Source organism: Leptospira sanjuanensis (genome assembly GCF_022267375.1).
Taxonomy (GTDB): domain Bacteria; phylum Spirochaetota; class Leptospiria; order Leptospirales; family Leptospiraceae; genus Leptospira; species Leptospira sanjuanensis.
This window is the reverse complement of record NZ_JAIZBH010000001.1, coordinates 1614355-1629106: the sequence shown is the minus strand read 5'-3', so window position 1 is coordinate 1629106 and position 14752 is coordinate 1614355. Positions and strand designations below refer to the sequence as shown.

Below are 14752 nucleotides of genomic sequence, written 5' to 3'. Positions count from 1 at the left end.
CTAATTTTCTTCCTCCTTGATTGTGTTGATGATTTCGTTCGTTACCTTGACTCCTTTCTTTTTGGAAAGAACGGGCCAGCCGTGGCCATTGGTTTCGAAGCCGGACTCACCTCGTCTTTGTCTAACGTCTTCTTCCATTTTGAGAGTATGCTCCAATGCTTCTATGACCAAGTTTCGCATCGAAACTCCCCGCTCTGCGGCTTTTATTTTCGCTTTTTTATACAATAAATCCGGTATTTCTAACGTCGTTTTCACATCTTTATGGTCCCATATTTATGGGTTTCTTCAAGTATTTTTCCCGTATACTATCTTTTTTTACGCCGACTTTTAAGGAGCTTCTTTTTCGGGATGAGTTTTGACTCTCAAACCGTTGGTCGATTGAGGCAGGTTGTATGAATCGGCGGGTGAATCAAACCGATCCAGCAAAAGATTCAAAAAGGGAAATTACAGGAAGGAAGGAAGGAAGGAAGGAAGGAAGGAAGGAAGGAAGGAAGGAAGGAAGGAAGGAAGGAAGGAAGGAAGGAAGGAAGGAAGGAAGGAAGGAAGGAAGGAAGGAAGGAAGGAAGGAAGGAAGGAAAATAAATCAATAAAAAAGACAATCAGAAACGGAAAACCGAACAATTCCAATCGTATTATAAAAACATAAAATAGGCGAGCAACGTCAAAATCAAACCGAAAATTCCGACCGGTAAACCGGCTTTGATCATATCCTTGATTTCAAAACCGCCCACCGCATACGCGATCGCATTCGGCGGAGTGCTTACGGGAAGCGACATCGCCAACGAGGCGGAAAGGGCGATGCCCAGACAAATCTCCAAAAGATACGCTTCCGATCCGGGCAAAATGATCGCGGATAAAGGAAACGCAAACGGAACCAAAAGATTCGTAGCGGCCGTATTCGACATAAACGTACTGAGCAAAAGCGCTAAAATACAAAGAAGAAATAACACACTTACCGCATATTCCGGTTTTGTAATAGGTTTCAGAATTTCCGAAAACCAAAGACTCATCCCGCTTTGTTGAAGCCCGATTCCGATCGCGATTCCACCCGCAATCAAAAGCAGAACGGACCACTCCAAAGAGTTGATGTCTTTCTCATTCAAAATTCCGAACGTAGGAAAGAGGATCAAAGGCAATAATGCGATCACCCCCGCGGGAATTCCGTGAAGATTTTCCGTAAACCAAAGCGCGACCGTTCCCAAAAAAATCGCGGATGTCGTCCGAAACGAGAAAGATTTGGTTCCGCCTTCCGGTTCGGGAAACTCAACGATCAAATCCAACGAACCGTTTTCAGGAAACAATTTCAAAAGAAGAAACCACGCGAACAAAATTAAAACGACGACAAGAGGAAGCGCAAAGAGCATCCACGTCCCGAACGAAACCGAAATGCCTTGTTGTTTTAAAATGCCCATTGCGATGATATTCGGCGGAGAGCCGATCGGCGTCCCAACTCCTCCGATATTCGCGGCGAACGGAATTCCCAAAAGAAGCGCTTTTCGAAACGGTTCCTTTTCGGGGAGAATCTGAAACAAGGGAAACGAAAGAGCGATCATCATCGAAGTCGTCGCGGTATTGCTCATCCACATCGAGATAAAACCGGTGGTAAACATAAAACCCAATAGAACTTGATAACTCTTGGTCCCGAACTTGCGGATGATCCGGTTTGCAAGAAAACGATCGAATCCAGTTTTCACACAGGCCTTTGCCAAAACAAAACCGCCTAAAAAAAGTATGATGGAAGAATCCGCGGTCGAAGACAAAAAGACCGATGCCGTCGGATTTTTGCCGCGCTGGAATTTCAAAGCTTCGATTCCGGTTGGATTTGCAAAAAACACAATCTCAAGAAAAAGAATCAGAATCGAAGTCGCATAACCCGGAATCGGTTCTAAAACCCAAAACGCGGCAGCCAAACAAAATAGGCAGATCATAATCGCGACTCCGAGAGGAATCGCAAACCGAACCTGAATCCAAAATAGGATTCCAATAAAAACGAGAGTAACAAACGTCGTGATTAAATTACGCATCGAACATAGTTTCCGATAAAGTAGCATATGCAGAAATCGAAATATTCGTTGAAAGTTTTAAAAAATTCCGGCAAAAATTCCGTTTTCATTTCGACAAGGAGTTATGTTTACTCGTTCCGACAGACGAATTCACAGAAAAAATATCGGGCTTAAAACCGAGAATCGAATCGTGCTTTCCTGAACGAAACGTTTCCAAACTTGGATCAAACCACATTCAGTTTGGGACAAATTTTAAATCAATTTCCAACCGAATTTCATAAAAAAACGAAAAGCGGAAGTTACAAAAAGTCGAATATGCAAAAAACCTTTTTTGGAAGAATTACCGCCCTTGTGAAAAATTTTCACCTTAGGCAAGTAGTCTTTTCGTTTTAAGCGCATCGATAAATCGAAATCCTCGAAATACAAAAAGAAACTTTCGTCAAAGCCGCCGATCTTCCGCAACGATTCCGTTTTCGCGAAGATAAAACATCCGCTTACGAGAGGAACCGATTCCTGTGCTCGGCTCCAATCCCTTTCTTTTAAATCGTATGCGTCCAAGTACTTTTGAAAAAACGATTTCAAAAATTTTGGAGCAAAGGATCGCAAAAACAAAACGAAAACGGTCGGATACGATTTCACTAAAAACTGCATCGTAGCGACGTCCTTACCGTCGCTGTCCCAATCCCAAACGGAAGGAACAACAGCGTCGCACGAGGAATGTTCTTCCAAATAACGCGCGCATATATACAACGTCTGAGGAATCATTTTGATGTCCGGGTTGAGAACAAGATGGTATTTCGTTTTCGACTCCAATAGGGACCGGTTGTTTGCGGCTCCATAACCCGGATTTTCCGGCAGGTGAATATATCGAAATGCGACTTGTTTCTTAAACTCCCGCGCCTTGGAGTAATCGTTCAGAAAACTCTGAACCTCTTGCGAAAACGAAGGCGAATTATCCAAGACATCGATTTGAAATCGCGTCTTCGAATCATTCTTAGAAATTTGATACGCGACGGAAGCTAAAAGCGATTCCAAAGATTCCCTTAAAATCGAAATATTCGGTTTATATAATACGATCGAAACTGTAACCCCGAAATTCAAACTGTCACCTGATTTGTATTTATTTTCGAAAAAGCAGACATCCGTCGATGAACGTCTGCACTTGGAAAAAATCTTGTTTCAAGAGATTCTTCCGGATAAAATCGAAACGTTTCAACGAGAGCCGGAATCCGAGTCGGCACCGACCAAATTCCTATAAAACGAAGATTGTCCGCCTGCGAACCCGTCTCGGATTCCGTGAAGAATATGACGAAAGGTTTTAATAATCGAACCGCCGAAAAAAGGAAGGAGAAGAAGTCGAAGAAAAGACTTTATCAATATATCCGATTTAAATCGAAAGGGTACATGCGGAAGTTTGCACATCCAAATTCCGTTTCGAAACAAGAAATACCAACGAAAGGGAGAATGGATCGCTATTTTAAAAATTCCGAATATGTTTTTGGAACGATTTCCGATCGAATGATTCATCTTCGAGGCGGCGATGATCTTATGAACATAACCCTTATAGTTCGCACGAAAACACCATTCGTAATCGAGATAGTCGATAAAAAAATCCTCCTGGATCGGTCCGACTTCCTCGAAGACATACAACGGATAAAAACTGCCGGACGTAATCAAAAAGGAAGCGTCTAAGAAAGCATCCGAAATTTTCTTCAATCCGTATATGTTTCGATTTTTAACGGAATCGAAAATATTCGGACCGAACGAAGCGACTTTCTTTTTGGCGAGCGGTGCGTCTTGCTCGAACGACTTCACCTTCTCCAAAAAAAATCGAATCGCCTCGGATTCCAATAAACTATCCTGATCGAACAGCCAAACGTGAGAATAGCCGTTCTTCTTTGCATATTCGATTCCTTTATTGAGGGCAAATCCCAATCCGAGATTTTTAGGATTTTCCAAAAACAGATTTGGTTTTTTGATTTGAGGGCGGATCTCTTCCGTATTCCGGGAATGATTGTCTACGATCAGAACGGGAACTTTATTCTCGTTTAAATTCAGGACGTTTCGGAAGGTTTTCGAAAATTCGGGATTGTACGTAACGATTACGGCTAACGGAGAAAAACGTTCTATCATCGATTTTATTTTTTACGAAACGGAGAAAGCAGTTCCCGATTCATCAGATTCATGAGCGAATCAAATCGGACATTCTGCGTTTTACGAACGATTCTCCGCTTACGAATCAACGCCGGCAACATTTTCAAAAACGCAAAGGGGACCGCTAAGATTTTAGGACTCGTAAGAATGGAATGAAAGAGTATGCTGGTCGAAAAGAAAAGAAGATGATGAAACAAAAATCGCAAACCGTACAACAAAGGCATGTTCTTCCAATAAACGACCAATGCGTTTCGCAAACCGTAATAAAGGGAAAAAGAACTTCTTTCTTCGGTCGAACCGAAACCGTGATGAAAGACTCGAACATTCGGAGTAAATAAAACCTTCTCACCGAGAAGTCGTGCGCGAAAGCTTAGATCCACGTCTTCCATGTAGCAAAAAAAATCTTCATCGAATCCTCCGAGCCGTTCGAAAAGTTCGGAACGAATCGCCATCGCACCGCCGCACGCGGAAAATATCTCCGCTTCTTGGAGATATTCCTGCGCGAGTTTTTGTTTATAACCCCTTCTCCATGCAGCGCCGGAAACGTGGTAGATATCCCCCGCACCGTCGACGACTTCTCTTTGGTCCTCTTTGAGCATCAAAAATGAAATCACGGAATATTCTTTTCCTCGGGAAGATAGGGTTTTCTCGCATTCCTCAAAGAAGTTCGGAGCAAGACGAGAATCGGGATTGATCAAAAGAATCCAATCGGCTTCGGAAGCGACCTTGACCGCGGCGTTATTTCCTCCGGCAAACCCGAGGTTTCGCTCGCTGAAATGAACGATTCTCCGTTTCTTTTTCGGAAGTTTCTCAAGTAAATCCCTTGTTCCGTCCCTGGAATCGTTATCCCAAATGAGCCAATTCCAACCGGACGGCAACTGCATGGAATCATCCAGCGCTGAGATGTACTTTTCGGAATTGTATGTGATTGTTATAATATTATAATTTTGCATTCAACAATCACGAAAATCGATGGCGGGGCAATTCTATCTTCAGTAGATCTTTTCGTGAAGAACCTTGGAGAGGTATTGCCCGTATCCGTTCTTTTTCAAAGGTTCGATCAATTTTTCAAGGTCGGCCGCGTTGATAAAACCTTTTCGAAACGCAATCTCTTCGGGACAAGCCACCTTCAGACCTTGTCTTTTTTCGATCGTTTCGATAAATACCGAAGCTTCCAAAAGGGATTCGTGCGTTCCGGTATCAAGCCACGCGTACCCGCGTCCCATCACCTGCACGTTCAAAGTGCCTCGTTCCAGATAAACCTTATTCACATCGGTGATTTCCAATTCTCCCCTTGGAGAAGGTTTGATGGATTTAGCGATGTTCACTACGTCTTCGTCATAAAAATAAAGTCCTGTAACGGCATAATTCGATTTCGGATTAACGGGTTTTTCTTCGATCGAAATCGCTCGTCGATTCGAATCGAATTCCACAACCCCGTATCGTTCCGGATCATGAACCGGATACGCAAAAACGGTCGAACCGGAGGTTCTTTCGTAAGCACCCGATAAAAGCGCGGAAAGATCGTGACCGAAATAAATATTATCGCCTAAAATCAAGACGGAAGGATGTCCGTTTACGAACTTCTCGCCGATCAAATAGGCTTGCGCAAGCCCTCCCGGATCCGGTTGAACCGCATATTCGATATTGATTCCCCATTGTTTTCCGTCTCCCAAAAGCTCCTTATACATCGGAGTCGCTTGGGGCGTCGAGATGATGAGAATATCTTGTATCCCCGCTAACATAAGCGTAGTTAGCGGATAATAGATCATCGGTTTATCGTAAACCGGAAGAAGTTGTTTGGAGATCACATGGGTCACCGGATAAAGCCTGGTGCCCGAACCTCCCGCGAGAATAATTCCTTTTCTTGATTTCATCTAACGTTTCTCATACTGACTTTCATAATATTCTTTGTATTGACCGGAAAGGATTTCCTTCCACCAAGATTCGTTTTCCAAATACCACTGAATCGTTTCCCGAAGAGCGGATTCGAAACTGAATTTAGGCTTCCATCCGAGTTCTTTTTCAATCTTAGAAGGATCGATCGCATAGCGGAAGTCGTGTCCCGGTCTGTCCTTGACGTATTGGATCAACTTGGAATGCGGCGCTCCGGCTGGATGAAGTTCGTCCATAATCGAACAGATCGAATTTACGATATCGATGTTTCTTTTTTCGTTTCGAGTGCCTATGTTGTATGTTTCGCCCGGCTTTCCTTGAAATAGAGCGACGCGGATCGCCTCGCAGTGATCCTTAACATATAACCAATCTCGAATATTCTTTCCGTCTCCGTAGACGGGAAGAGGTTTTCCGTGAAGACAATTCAGGATCATCAACGGAATCAGCTTTTCAGGAAAATGATACGGTCCGTAGTTATTGGAACAGTTGGTCGTTACGACCGGCATATGATAGGTATGAAAGTAGGAACGCACCAGATGATCCGAACCTGCCTTGGACGCCGAATACGGAGAATTCGGAGCATACGGAGTTTCTTCCGTAAAGAATCCGGTATCGCCTAACGTTCCAAACACCTCGTCCGTCGAAACGTGAAGGAATTTTTTTCCGTCAAAAGAATTCTTCCATTGCAAACGTGCGGCATCCAAAAGATAAAACGTCCCGAGAACGTTCGTCCGAACGAATTCTTCCGGTCCCGTAATCGATCGGTCGACGTGACTTTCCGCCGCAAAATGTGCGATAAAGTCGAACTCGTGTTTTTGAAAAACGTCCGCAACTTGATCCTTATCGGCGATATCAGCTTTGACAAAAATAAATCGGGAATCGTTTTTCCAACGATCCAGACTTTTCAAATTTCCCGCATAAGTCAGCTTATCTAAAACGATCACTTGATATTCGCGAGTATCTTCCAAAAGAAGATGAACGAAATTGGAACCGATAAATCCGGCCCCTCCGGTTACTAAAATTTTCTTCATACTTTTTTTCCGGACATCGAAACGATCTCTTCAAGACAGAGCTTTAAGTCTTCTCTCCAATGAGGAATCGGTCCGAATATCTTTCTGGTTTCTTCCAAATCTAAAATAGAATAACGCGGTCTCGGCGCGGGCGTCGGGTAACTTTCCGTCGGAATCGGAAGAATCGGCTTGGCACTTTGGATTAACGAAAAAGAATGCGCTTCGTCCCGAACGGCAACGGCGAAATCGAACCAGCTCGCGATTCCCGAATTTGAAAAATGCAACGTCTGCGGATAGGATTCTCCCTTTAGAATTCCTTGAACTAAGAATATTAGAAAATCGGCAAGTCTTCCGGCCCAAGTGGGACGACCTAGCTGATCTTCGATCACTTTCAATTCCGGTCGATTCTCGTCGGCCAAAAGACGAAGGATCGTTTTTGGAAAGTTATTTCCATGGGAAGAATAAACCCAGCTTGTGCGAACTATGTTCGCGCCTGCGGAGTTTCCGAATGTCTTTCGTATCCAATTCTCCCCTTCCGCTTTCGAAAGACCGTAAACACCCTTCGGCGATAAAGGGGAATCCGGTTTCCAAAATCGAATCACGTCTTCGATCGTATCGGAACCCGCATCGAAAACGAAATCGGTGGAGACGTAGATCAGTCGAATGTTTCTTTTCGAACATTCCTCGGCGATTTTTTTTACGGACTCGGAGTTGACCTTGTAGGCGGTTTCGCGATCGGACTCGGCCTTATCGACAGCGGTATATGCGCCGCAGTGAATCAATACTTTCGGATTTTTCCCCAGAACGGTTTCGACAACATCCGGATTTGTCAGATCCCAATCCTCTCTTCCGAAACCGATCGATTCCAATCCGATTGCGTTCAAACGGCTGGATAATTCCCGGCCAAGCTGACCGTTTTTACCGGTATAATAAATCATATTCTAATATACGAATGGACTCTTAAAATCGGCCAGGAGCGGAGTTTCCTGATCTCTTTGCGACACGATAAAATCGGAATCAGGCAACCAAGTTTTCCAAGGAATATCAAGCGCCGGATCGTTCCATCGAATTCCGACCTCGTTCTTAGGATTGTATTCCTGCGTCACCTTATACAAAAAATCCGTCTCGTCTTCTAATGTAAGAAAACCGTGGGCGAAGCCGGGCGGAACCCAGAAGATATTCTTATTCTCTTCGGAAAGTTCGACCGAAACCCACTGTGCAAAGGTGGGAGAACCGATTCGAATATCGACGACAACATCGATCACCCTTCCCCGTACCACTCGAACCAGTTTTCCTTGTTCGTAAGGAGGAATCTGCATGTGCATTCCTCTTAAGACACCGCGTGCGGATCGGGAATGATTGTCCTGAAAAAAATCGGTGGGAATATTCTCTTGTTTGAAAGCCGAATCTTTGAAGGATTCAAAAAAGAATCCCCGTTCGTCGCCGAATACTTTCGGTTCGATAAGAACGGGTCCTTCGATAGGAAATCTTTTAAATTGCATAACTTAAATCAATTCAAAAATCGAACTTTTATCCATCAGACATTTAGATAGAAATACTAATAAAATAAAGGTTTCGATATTAGCAAGCTTTCCAAGAATATTTATGCTCATTAAACGGAACAATTTAAATACATATTTTATCGTTTTGAATTCAGATGCTCTCGAATTAATGAAGTTGGATAACTAAGATTTGAAATATAATTTTCTAAATTAATCACTGCTTTTTTGGAAAGCATTTTCTTCCTCAATAGCTCTCCTTTAATAAAAGGAAAATTATAATTATAAAGTATCTCTTCCCCAAGGGCCAATGTTGGATTAATTTCTTCGATCTTTTTATTTCGATATTTATGATTCGAATCAACGGCTCTTCTTAACTTTTCCTCTGAAAAAAATGCCTTACAACGAAATCCTCGCTCAAAAAATAATCTTTCGATTTTCAACTCATAGTTTGAGATAACCAACCTTTTATCAGAAAAATATTTCATATTAGTCCAAAAATTCCAAAAAAAATCAGATTGAATGATTCTTTCACCAAAATTTAAAAAATAACTTTGGATATGCTTTTGAATTTCCAAGCTCTCACTCATTCCCCAAAGATCAACGTTTTCGTTCTCCATATCTCTGAAAATTTCATCTAAACTTCGAATAGGTCCATAAACACTATCGTTCGTTAGGATAAGGGATTTGATATTTAATCGATCTAAGATTTCATTTTTAAGTCTCATTAAAGCAGATTTCCAAAGACCAAAATCCCAACCATAGTTTTCTTGGATTAGGATACCCGAAACAAGAGTAGAGATTTTTTCTTTCGATTGATTTGAAATCATTGATGTAGAGCAAAGAATGATCTCAAATCCTAATTCCTTGAGAGACTTAATATAAAATATTACATAATCATGAATCCTACATTCGGAATTATAGTGAGCCATTAAACAAAGTTTTGGGCCCGAAATTCTCGAAATCTCTTCGTAAGTGAAATTCACCTCCGTTCTAAATTCCCAATTCACAGCATCTCCAACGAGCGTGGTTTTGATTTTCTTTTTCAAGTTTAAGAAATTGAACATGCTATCGTCGGATACAAATATTAAAAGTTAAAAAGTCTTCGCTTAAAAACTGATACAGCCTTCAAAAACCGAGACAATGCTTTTATGATTGCGAAAAGTAAAGGAATCTTAGTAAAAACAAGAAAAGTCTCTTCGAGTTCCTTAGCTTCCAAATGCCTTCGAAATAAAAGTTCTATATTATTGACATAAAGGTTTTTATGATTTTCAAAGAGTTGCATATAAAGCGGCAAAAAACTTTGTATTGAACGACTAGATCTGGAAGTGTGCCCGACACGATAACAAAATAAAACCTTGGGAATTTTATAAACCTGCACTCCTCTTTCTATTAACTTTAACCAAAAGTCAAAATCCTCCCATTCATTTTTCATAGTGTTCGAGCTAAACCCGCCGACCTGCTTCCAATCCGACTTTTTAAAAATAGCAGATACAAATATACAATTTTCTAACAGTATATCAGGGAATCGATATTCTGGCAAATTCCATCTTCCCCTTAAGTTACCAAAAAATTCGGCTTCGCAATAAACAATTCCTATCCTGGGGTTCTTATTAAATACAGAAATTGCTTCGAATAAATATGAAGGATTTATTTTATCATCTGAATCCAACGGAAGAATATATTTCCCTTTTGCATTTTCAATCCCAAAATTCCGCGCTTTCGAAGGACCTGAATTAATAGGAAGACGAAGTAAAGTTAAATTTTCTTGTTCTTCGGAAAGCTTTCTTAATGTATGCAAAGTATACTCATCATCCGATCCATCGTCGACAATAATGATTTCCCAATCTGTATAAGTTTGCTTTCTAATTGAATCAATGGTTTCCTCAATAAACTGACCATAGTTATAACACGGAACTACGATAGAGAATTGAGGCGAGGAGATTGGCGACATTATTATTTATACATCTAATAAATATATGATATTCTTTTAATTATTAAAATTAAATCTGTTTTTAAACGCAATCATCTAATCAGATGCCTTCTATTTGATCACCCTAATCCAAGCTTTCTCCTGAGCACATTAGATAAGAGCTTGTCCCAAAACTTTCTTGTACATAAATCTCTAAATGTAATATATAGAGAATGAAATCGCAATTAGGACATTTAGATATTCCGGAGCCGATCTGGCTCAAATTAAAGCAGTTACTTCCTAAGGATAGAAGAATCATTTCTAATGGCGGACGACCTCGCTTAGATGATAGGACGGTGCTTGCCGCAATATTTTATCGAGTTAAAACAGGAGTTCCTTGGCGATATATGCCTCCGATGTTCGGCAGCAAATCGACTCTTCATCGAAGATTTCAAGGTAACCGCCTAACGAACCACAAGCCCACCGTTTTTTGGCAGATCCTCGCAAGAAAGACTTCTCGGTATCGTTTCCCAAGACTTAAAAAGATCTCGTAAATAAGCGTAAGGATCGATACCTGAGATCTTTGCATTTTGAATTAACGAATAGAATCCCGCGCTCGCAGTTGCCCCTTGTGGACAACCGGAGAAGAGCCAGTTTTTTCTACCGATCACAAAAGGACGAATGTCGTTCTCAACGAGATTCGTATCTAATTGCAATTCCGGATGATCCAAAAAGAGAAGCAGTTTTTCCCACTGGCCAGAAAGATAAGAGAGCGCTTTTCCCATAGAAGATTTGGGAGCAACTTCGACGATCCGTTTGTTCATCCAAGAACGAATCTCATCAACGATAGGCTTAGATTCGGATTGCCTGAGTTTCAGATGTTCTTCAGAACTTAAACTTTCTACCTTAGCTTTTGACTCGATTGTATAAAGCTTACCGATTTTCTTTACGATCCATTCTGCTTGCACATTCTTAGAATCGATTTTTAGAATTTCGAAAAATCTCCTCCTCGCATGATTCCAACATCCCGCGTGAAGAATCTTAGATTTAACTTTCAACAAAGAATCGTAAGATTCAAAACCGTCCGTTTGGATGATTCCTTCAAATCCCTGGATCCATTCTTCTAAAAACTTAGCGCTCCGACTCGGCTCATAATGATAGAGAACAACGGGCTTTTCTCTGATGAACCCTCGGATCACCCACATATACGATTTGGATGTATTCAACTTTCCTTCTTCGTTTAACACTTGAAGAATCGTCTCATCGATCTGCAAATACTTCGATTTGAAAAGTTCCCTTCTCACATCCTCGATCATCGGAGAAAGTTTTTCAAAAACTTGAATTGCGGTATTGGAAAGGGTGCTCCTTGAAATATCCACTCCCGATCTCTGGAGAATCCCGGCTTGTCTGTAAAACGGAAGAGCATCCGCAAACTTTTGAGTAAGCGTGTGAGCTAAGAATCCGGAAGAAAGCATACTCTTCTCAGCGATCTGATGGGGAACCGGCGCGATTCTTACGACAGGTAGAGTTTCATCAGAAGTTCCTTCACAATGCTTACACGCATACTTAGGGCGAATATGAACTTCGACTTGTATTTTAGCCGGGATAATATCTAACTTCTCGGACTTGTCTTCTCCGATACGAGTAAGCTCGTGACCACAAGAACAGGTTTTATCAATTTCAGGAATATCATGTAGGATTTCGATTCTTGGAAAGTAGTCCGGGAAAGGTTTTCTTCCCGTCTTCTTTCTTGTATGGCTTTTAACAGGACTAAAAAGACTTTCTTCTTCGGGTTCAGGAGAATCTTCTTGCAAGGAGCTTTCTATTTCGTTAAAAAGAAATCCTTGATCTTTTTCGATCTGACTCCATTTCTCAGTCTTTCTCCCGAAAAGCTGGATCTTCAATCTCTCGATCTGATCCAAATGTTCGGATTCTTTCTGTTTTTGGAGTCGTAATTCTTCCTGATATTTATTATTCTCTAATATAATGATTCTTTTTAGTTCTTCTACATCATCAGGAAGAGAGTTTAGATCCAAAGACATTCGGATTCAGTCTTAATACTTTCTTTTCTTGAGTCAAACATTTTCAACTGACATTCTTGTATTTTAGTTTCTTGTGCTCTTTGAAAAAATCGATCCCATTCAATAGCCAATGAAACCTTTCAACGGGTATTTTATGCACTTCCTCCTCTGAGTTCGGCCACGGGAATTTACTCTCTTCCAGTCTCTTCTGCCAAAGGCAAAACCCGCTCTTATCCCAGTAGAGCATCTTCAGTTTATCTTTCTTGCGATTGCAGAAGAGAAAGACGCTCGCCGAATACGGATCTTTTTTCATCTTTCCTTCTACGATTACAGAGAGCGTATTGATCGATTTCCTTAAATCCGTCGCCCCAGGTCGAAGATACACTTTTCTGTTTCCGGGATTTAACTCCATCGTCCTAAACTAAACTGAACGTTTACTTGGAGCGATGCCTTCCCCGACGTATCTATCTTTAGGGTCAAAAATTCGGCTTCTACCAATGACTGAGAATTTGTCGAGGAAGGAGGAATTTCTACAAAGTCGTTCTTCTCTGAATGCTTAGAACGTCTCTCCCAATGATATCGAAACGTCGTGTATTTGAGGTGTCTTTCTTTACAATACTGAGGCTGGGAAAGTCCACTCTTTGAAAAGTCATCAAACTCTTTGGGCCAATCTATTTTCGTTTTTTTCATCAAAGACAGTTTACAACATTTATACGATTAGAAAAAGGTGCGGTTGTTTAGGCGCTTACATTTCAAGAATGGGTAGAAGCAGGTATTTTTGATAAAATTCATAAAGAAGCTTTAAAGCTCTATGATCATTCTATAAAGATCCGAACGAAAAGAATGGCGGCGGATGGAAGTCAAGCGAGGGCTCCAAAAGGGGGCTTTTCACCGGACCAAATCCGACGGACCGTGGTAAAAGAGGCGTTAAAAGACATACACTCGTTGATCGATTAGGGGCACCAATTTCTTTTGTGATCTCTCAATCCGGGACCCACAATTCAAAACTTCTCGCTTCGACGTTAGATAACTTTCGATTTTTTAGAAATAAAAAACGTTTGAAACCCGAGATATTGTCCCTCGACAAAGCCTATATTGGACAAGCGATTAAGAACAATCTAAAAAAAAGAAGAATTCGATATAGAATTCCAAATAAAAAGAATACAAAGATTCCTGAATATATTCGACCCTTAAAAAAGTTTCGGTGGGTCGTTGAGAGAACTTTTGCTTGGATTAATTCTTTTCGAGCCGCTAAAACATGTTGGGAATTTAAAGAAAATAATTACATGGCAATTCTCAAAATCACTTTTACTCTGATTCTCTTAAGAATGGTTTTGAAGTAGTTTTGGGACAAGCTCTTAATATGTTTTTTGAGATTAAAATAAAAACGATATGGCATTACCGTTCTCTAACCTTTCTTATAAAAATTGGATTCAATGTTTTTCTTAGAAGTGCCTTGATGAGGCGGAACATAAATCTTGAGATCAAAGGAATATCGCGATAAAAAAATAAATCAAACCGATTATAATACATAGCTTGGCTAATTCTTCGCTCATAACTTATAAAAGATTGGTTCTCAGGATCAGAACTAAGTCCTTTCAAGTCAAACTTAGAAAATGGAATCGGAATATACGTAGTAGTAATCTGATTCGAAGAGAAAATCCTGAGCCAGAATTCGTAGTCCGCGACAATCTTAAAATTCGTATCATAAAGTCCAAATCTTTTAAATAAATCCCTTCGTATCAAACAAGAGGGATGCCAAATTGTATCTAACATCAAATGAGTCAGCGTCAGCTTTTTCGGTTGTTTGCCTAATCTCTGAATATTGCTAGAAGATTCTATAAACATATTTCCATAGATCAGGTCACTTTCGAATCGGTAAGAGAAAATTTCATCTATGGTATTTGCACTCGCAAGTGTATCTCCCGAATTTAAAAAAAGAACGTATTTACCTCGGGCTTTTTCGATTCCTTTATTCTGTGCAAAATAAATTCCGTCATCCTTCTCCGAAATAAATATGAATGGGGGCTTTTTAAAAGATTCCAAATAATTCTTACTTCCATCCGTTGAAAGACCATCGACAACAATATGTTCAAAATTTCTAGCCTTTTGAGACAATACGCTTTCCATAGTTTTAGTGAGGCCTGAGAGATTATTATAATTTATTGTAATTATCGAGAGATCTATTTGCTTCAAAATGCAACCTGACAGACATTGTTAATGAAATTACCTTATTTCGTTTAGCGGCCATGACTCG

Annotated in this window: 16 protein-coding genes and 2 pseudogenes; 3 read left to right on the top strand and 15 right to left on the bottom strand. The window is 40.7% G+C overall.

Annotated elements, in window-relative coordinates; translation table 11 throughout:
- Positions 1 to 237 carry an antitoxin gene (locus LFX17_RS07280; RefSeq protein WP_238747708.1) on the bottom strand — a complete coding sequence of 79 codons (237 nt, stop codon included), beginning with the start codon at positions 235 to 237 and terminating at the stop codon, positions 1 to 3.
- A 167-nt stretch (positions 238 to 404) separates the two neighbouring features.
- Here LFX17_RS07280 and LFX17_RS07275 point away from each other — a divergent pair, with 167 nt between their 5' ends.
- Entirely contained in the window at positions 405 to 590 is a 186-nt protein-coding gene (locus tag LFX17_RS07275; RefSeq protein WP_238745853.1) for a hypothetical protein, read from the top strand.
- Positions 591 to 632: 42 nt separating this feature from the next.
- Here LFX17_RS07275 and LFX17_RS07270 read toward each other — a convergent pair whose 3' ends face one another.
- From LFX17_RS07270 to LFX17_RS07225, 10 genes are all read right to left on the bottom strand, one after another.
- Complete coding sequence (locus LFX17_RS07270; RefSeq protein ID WP_238745851.1) at positions 633 to 2024, bottom strand: DASS family sodium-coupled anion symporter; 1392 nt, start codon at positions 2022 to 2024, stop codon at positions 633 to 635.
- Between the two features lie 231 nt (positions 2025 to 2255).
- Positions 2256 to 3104 (bottom strand): glycosyltransferase, encoded by an 849-nt coding sequence (locus LFX17_RS07265; RefSeq protein ID WP_238745844.1) that lies wholly within the window; start codon positions 3102 to 3104, stop codon positions 2256 to 2258.
- Between the two features lie 111 nt (positions 3105 to 3215).
- Positions 3216 to 4136 carry a glycosyltransferase family 2 protein gene (locus tag LFX17_RS07260; protein WP_238745842.1) on the bottom strand — a complete coding sequence of 307 codons (921 nt, stop codon included), beginning with the start codon at positions 4134 to 4136 and terminating at the stop codon, positions 3216 to 3218.
- A gap of 5 nt (positions 4137 to 4141) precedes the next feature.
- Positions 4142 to 5110: a glycosyltransferase family 2 protein gene (locus LFX17_RS07255; protein WP_238745840.1), complete on the bottom strand. Its 969-nt coding sequence runs from the start codon at positions 5108 to 5110 to the stop codon at positions 4142 to 4144.
- 39 nt (positions 5111 to 5149) lie between these two features.
- Positions 5150 to 6034 carry a glucose-1-phosphate thymidylyltransferase RfbA gene (gene rfbA, locus LFX17_RS07250; RefSeq protein WP_238729651.1) on the bottom strand — a complete coding sequence of 295 codons (885 nt, stop codon included), beginning with the start codon at positions 6032 to 6034 and terminating at the stop codon, positions 5150 to 5152.
- Positions 6035 to 7084 carry a dTDP-glucose 4,6-dehydratase gene (rfbB, locus tag LFX17_RS07245; RefSeq protein WP_238729649.1) on the bottom strand — a complete coding sequence of 350 codons (1050 nt, stop codon included), beginning with the start codon at positions 7082 to 7084 and terminating at the stop codon, positions 6035 to 6037.
- The gene (gene rfbD / locus LFX17_RS07240; RefSeq protein ID WP_238745838.1) at positions 7081 to 8001 is read right to left on the bottom strand and encodes a dTDP-4-dehydrorhamnose reductase; all 921 of its coding nucleotides are present in this window, start codon (positions 7999 to 8001) and stop codon (positions 7081 to 7083) included. Before rfbD ends, rfbB begins: the two co-directional genes overlap by 4 nt.
- A gap of 3 nt (positions 8002 to 8004) precedes the next feature.
- Positions 8005 to 8565 (bottom strand): dTDP-4-dehydrorhamnose 3,5-epimerase, encoded by a 561-nt coding sequence (rfbC, locus tag LFX17_RS07235; RefSeq protein ID WP_238745837.1) that lies wholly within the window; start codon positions 8563 to 8565, stop codon positions 8005 to 8007.
- Positions 8566 to 8702: 137 nt separating this feature from the next.
- Positions 8703 to 9611 carry a rhamnan synthesis F family protein gene (locus tag LFX17_RS07230; protein ID WP_238729645.1) on the bottom strand — a complete coding sequence of 303 codons (909 nt, stop codon included), beginning with the start codon at positions 9609 to 9611 and terminating at the stop codon, positions 8703 to 8705.
- Between the two features lie 38 nt (positions 9612 to 9649).
- Positions 9650 to 10516 (bottom strand): glycosyltransferase, encoded by an 867-nt coding sequence (locus LFX17_RS07225; protein WP_238729643.1) that lies wholly within the window; start codon positions 10514 to 10516, stop codon positions 9650 to 9652.
- Between the two features lie 191 nt (positions 10517 to 10707).
- Here LFX17_RS07225 and LFX17_RS07220 point away from each other — a divergent pair.
- Positions 10708 to 10929: pseudogene (locus tag LFX17_RS07220) on the top strand (transposase); the annotation flags it as partial.
- Between the two features lie 9 nt (positions 10930 to 10938).
- Here LFX17_RS07220 and tnpC read toward each other — a convergent pair.
- Genes tnpC through tnpA form a run of 3 tightly spaced genes read right to left on the bottom strand, consistent with a single transcriptional unit; the run spans position 10939 to position 13185 of the window.
- On the bottom strand, positions 10939 to 12516 hold the full coding sequence (tnpC, locus tag LFX17_RS07215) for an IS66 family transposase (RefSeq protein WP_118966396.1): 1578 nt from the start codon (positions 12514 to 12516) through the stop codon (positions 10939 to 10941).
- A gap of 43 nt (positions 12517 to 12559) precedes the next feature.
- A complete protein-coding gene (gene tnpB / locus LFX17_RS07210; protein ID WP_118966397.1) occupies positions 12560 to 12907 on the bottom strand; it encodes an IS66 family insertion sequence element accessory protein TnpB in 348 nt (115 codons plus the stop codon).
- A complete protein-coding gene (gene tnpA / locus LFX17_RS07205) occupies positions 12898 to 13185 on the bottom strand; it encodes an IS66 family insertion sequence element accessory protein TnpA (RefSeq protein ID WP_118966454.1) in 288 nt (95 codons plus the stop codon). Before tnpA ends, tnpB begins: the two co-directional genes overlap by 10 nt.
- Positions 13186 to 13245: 60 nt before the next feature.
- Between tnpA and LFX17_RS07200 the strand changes: the two are divergent.
- Positions 13246 to 13838: pseudogene (locus LFX17_RS07200) on the top strand (IS5 family transposase); the annotation flags it as partial.
- 55 nt (positions 13839 to 13893) lie between these two features.
- Here LFX17_RS07200 and LFX17_RS07195 read toward each other — a convergent pair.
- Positions 13894 to 14694 (bottom strand): glycosyltransferase family 2 protein, encoded by an 801-nt coding sequence (locus LFX17_RS07195; RefSeq protein WP_319941267.1) that lies wholly within the window; start codon positions 14692 to 14694, stop codon positions 13894 to 13896.
- Positions 14695 to 14752: the final 58 nt, after the last annotated feature.

What these genes read in the sequence shown, in the direction of transcription:
- LFX17_RS07270 (WP_238745851.1), bottom strand. Translation starts at nt 2,024, where the DNA reads ATGCGTAATTTAATCACGACGTTTGTTACTCTCGTTTTTATTGGAATC.
- LFX17_RS07260 (WP_238745842.1), bottom strand. Translation starts at nt 4,136, where the DNA reads ATGATAGAACGTTTTTCTCCGTTAGCCGTAATCGTTACGTACAATCCC.
- LFX17_RS07255 (WP_238745840.1), bottom strand. Translation starts at nt 5,110, where the DNA reads ATGCAAAATTATAATATTATAACAATCACATACAATTCCGAAAAGTAC.
- rfbA (WP_238729651.1), bottom strand. Translation starts at nt 6,034, where the DNA reads ATGAAATCAAGAAAAGGAATTATTCTCGCGGGAGGTTCGGGCACCAGG.
- rfbB (WP_238729649.1), bottom strand. Translation starts at nt 7,084, where the DNA reads ATGAAGAAAATTTTAGTAACCGGAGGGGCCGGATTTATCGGTTCCAAT.
- rfbD (WP_238745838.1), bottom strand. Translation starts at nt 8,001, where the DNA reads ATGATTTATTATACCGGTAAAAACGGTCAGCTTGGCCGGGAATTATCC.
- rfbC (WP_238745837.1), bottom strand. Translation starts at nt 8,565, where the DNA reads ATGCAATTTAAAAGATTTCCTATCGAAGGACCCGTTCTTATCGAACCG.
- LFX17_RS07225 (WP_238729643.1), bottom strand. Translation starts at nt 10,516, where the DNA reads ATGTCGCCAATCTCCTCGCCTCAATTCTCTATCGTAGTTCCGTGTTAT.
- tnpC (WP_118966396.1), bottom strand. Translation starts at nt 12,516, where the DNA reads ATGTCTTTGGATCTAAACTCTCTTCCTGATGATGTAGAAGAACTAAAA.
- tnpB (WP_118966397.1), bottom strand. Translation starts at nt 12,907, where the DNA reads ATGGAGTTAAATCCCGGAAACAGAAAAGTGTATCTTCGACCTGGGGCG.
- tnpA (WP_118966454.1), bottom strand. Translation starts at nt 13,185, where the DNA reads ATGAAAAAAACGAAAATAGATTGGCCCAAAGAGTTTGATGACTTTTCA.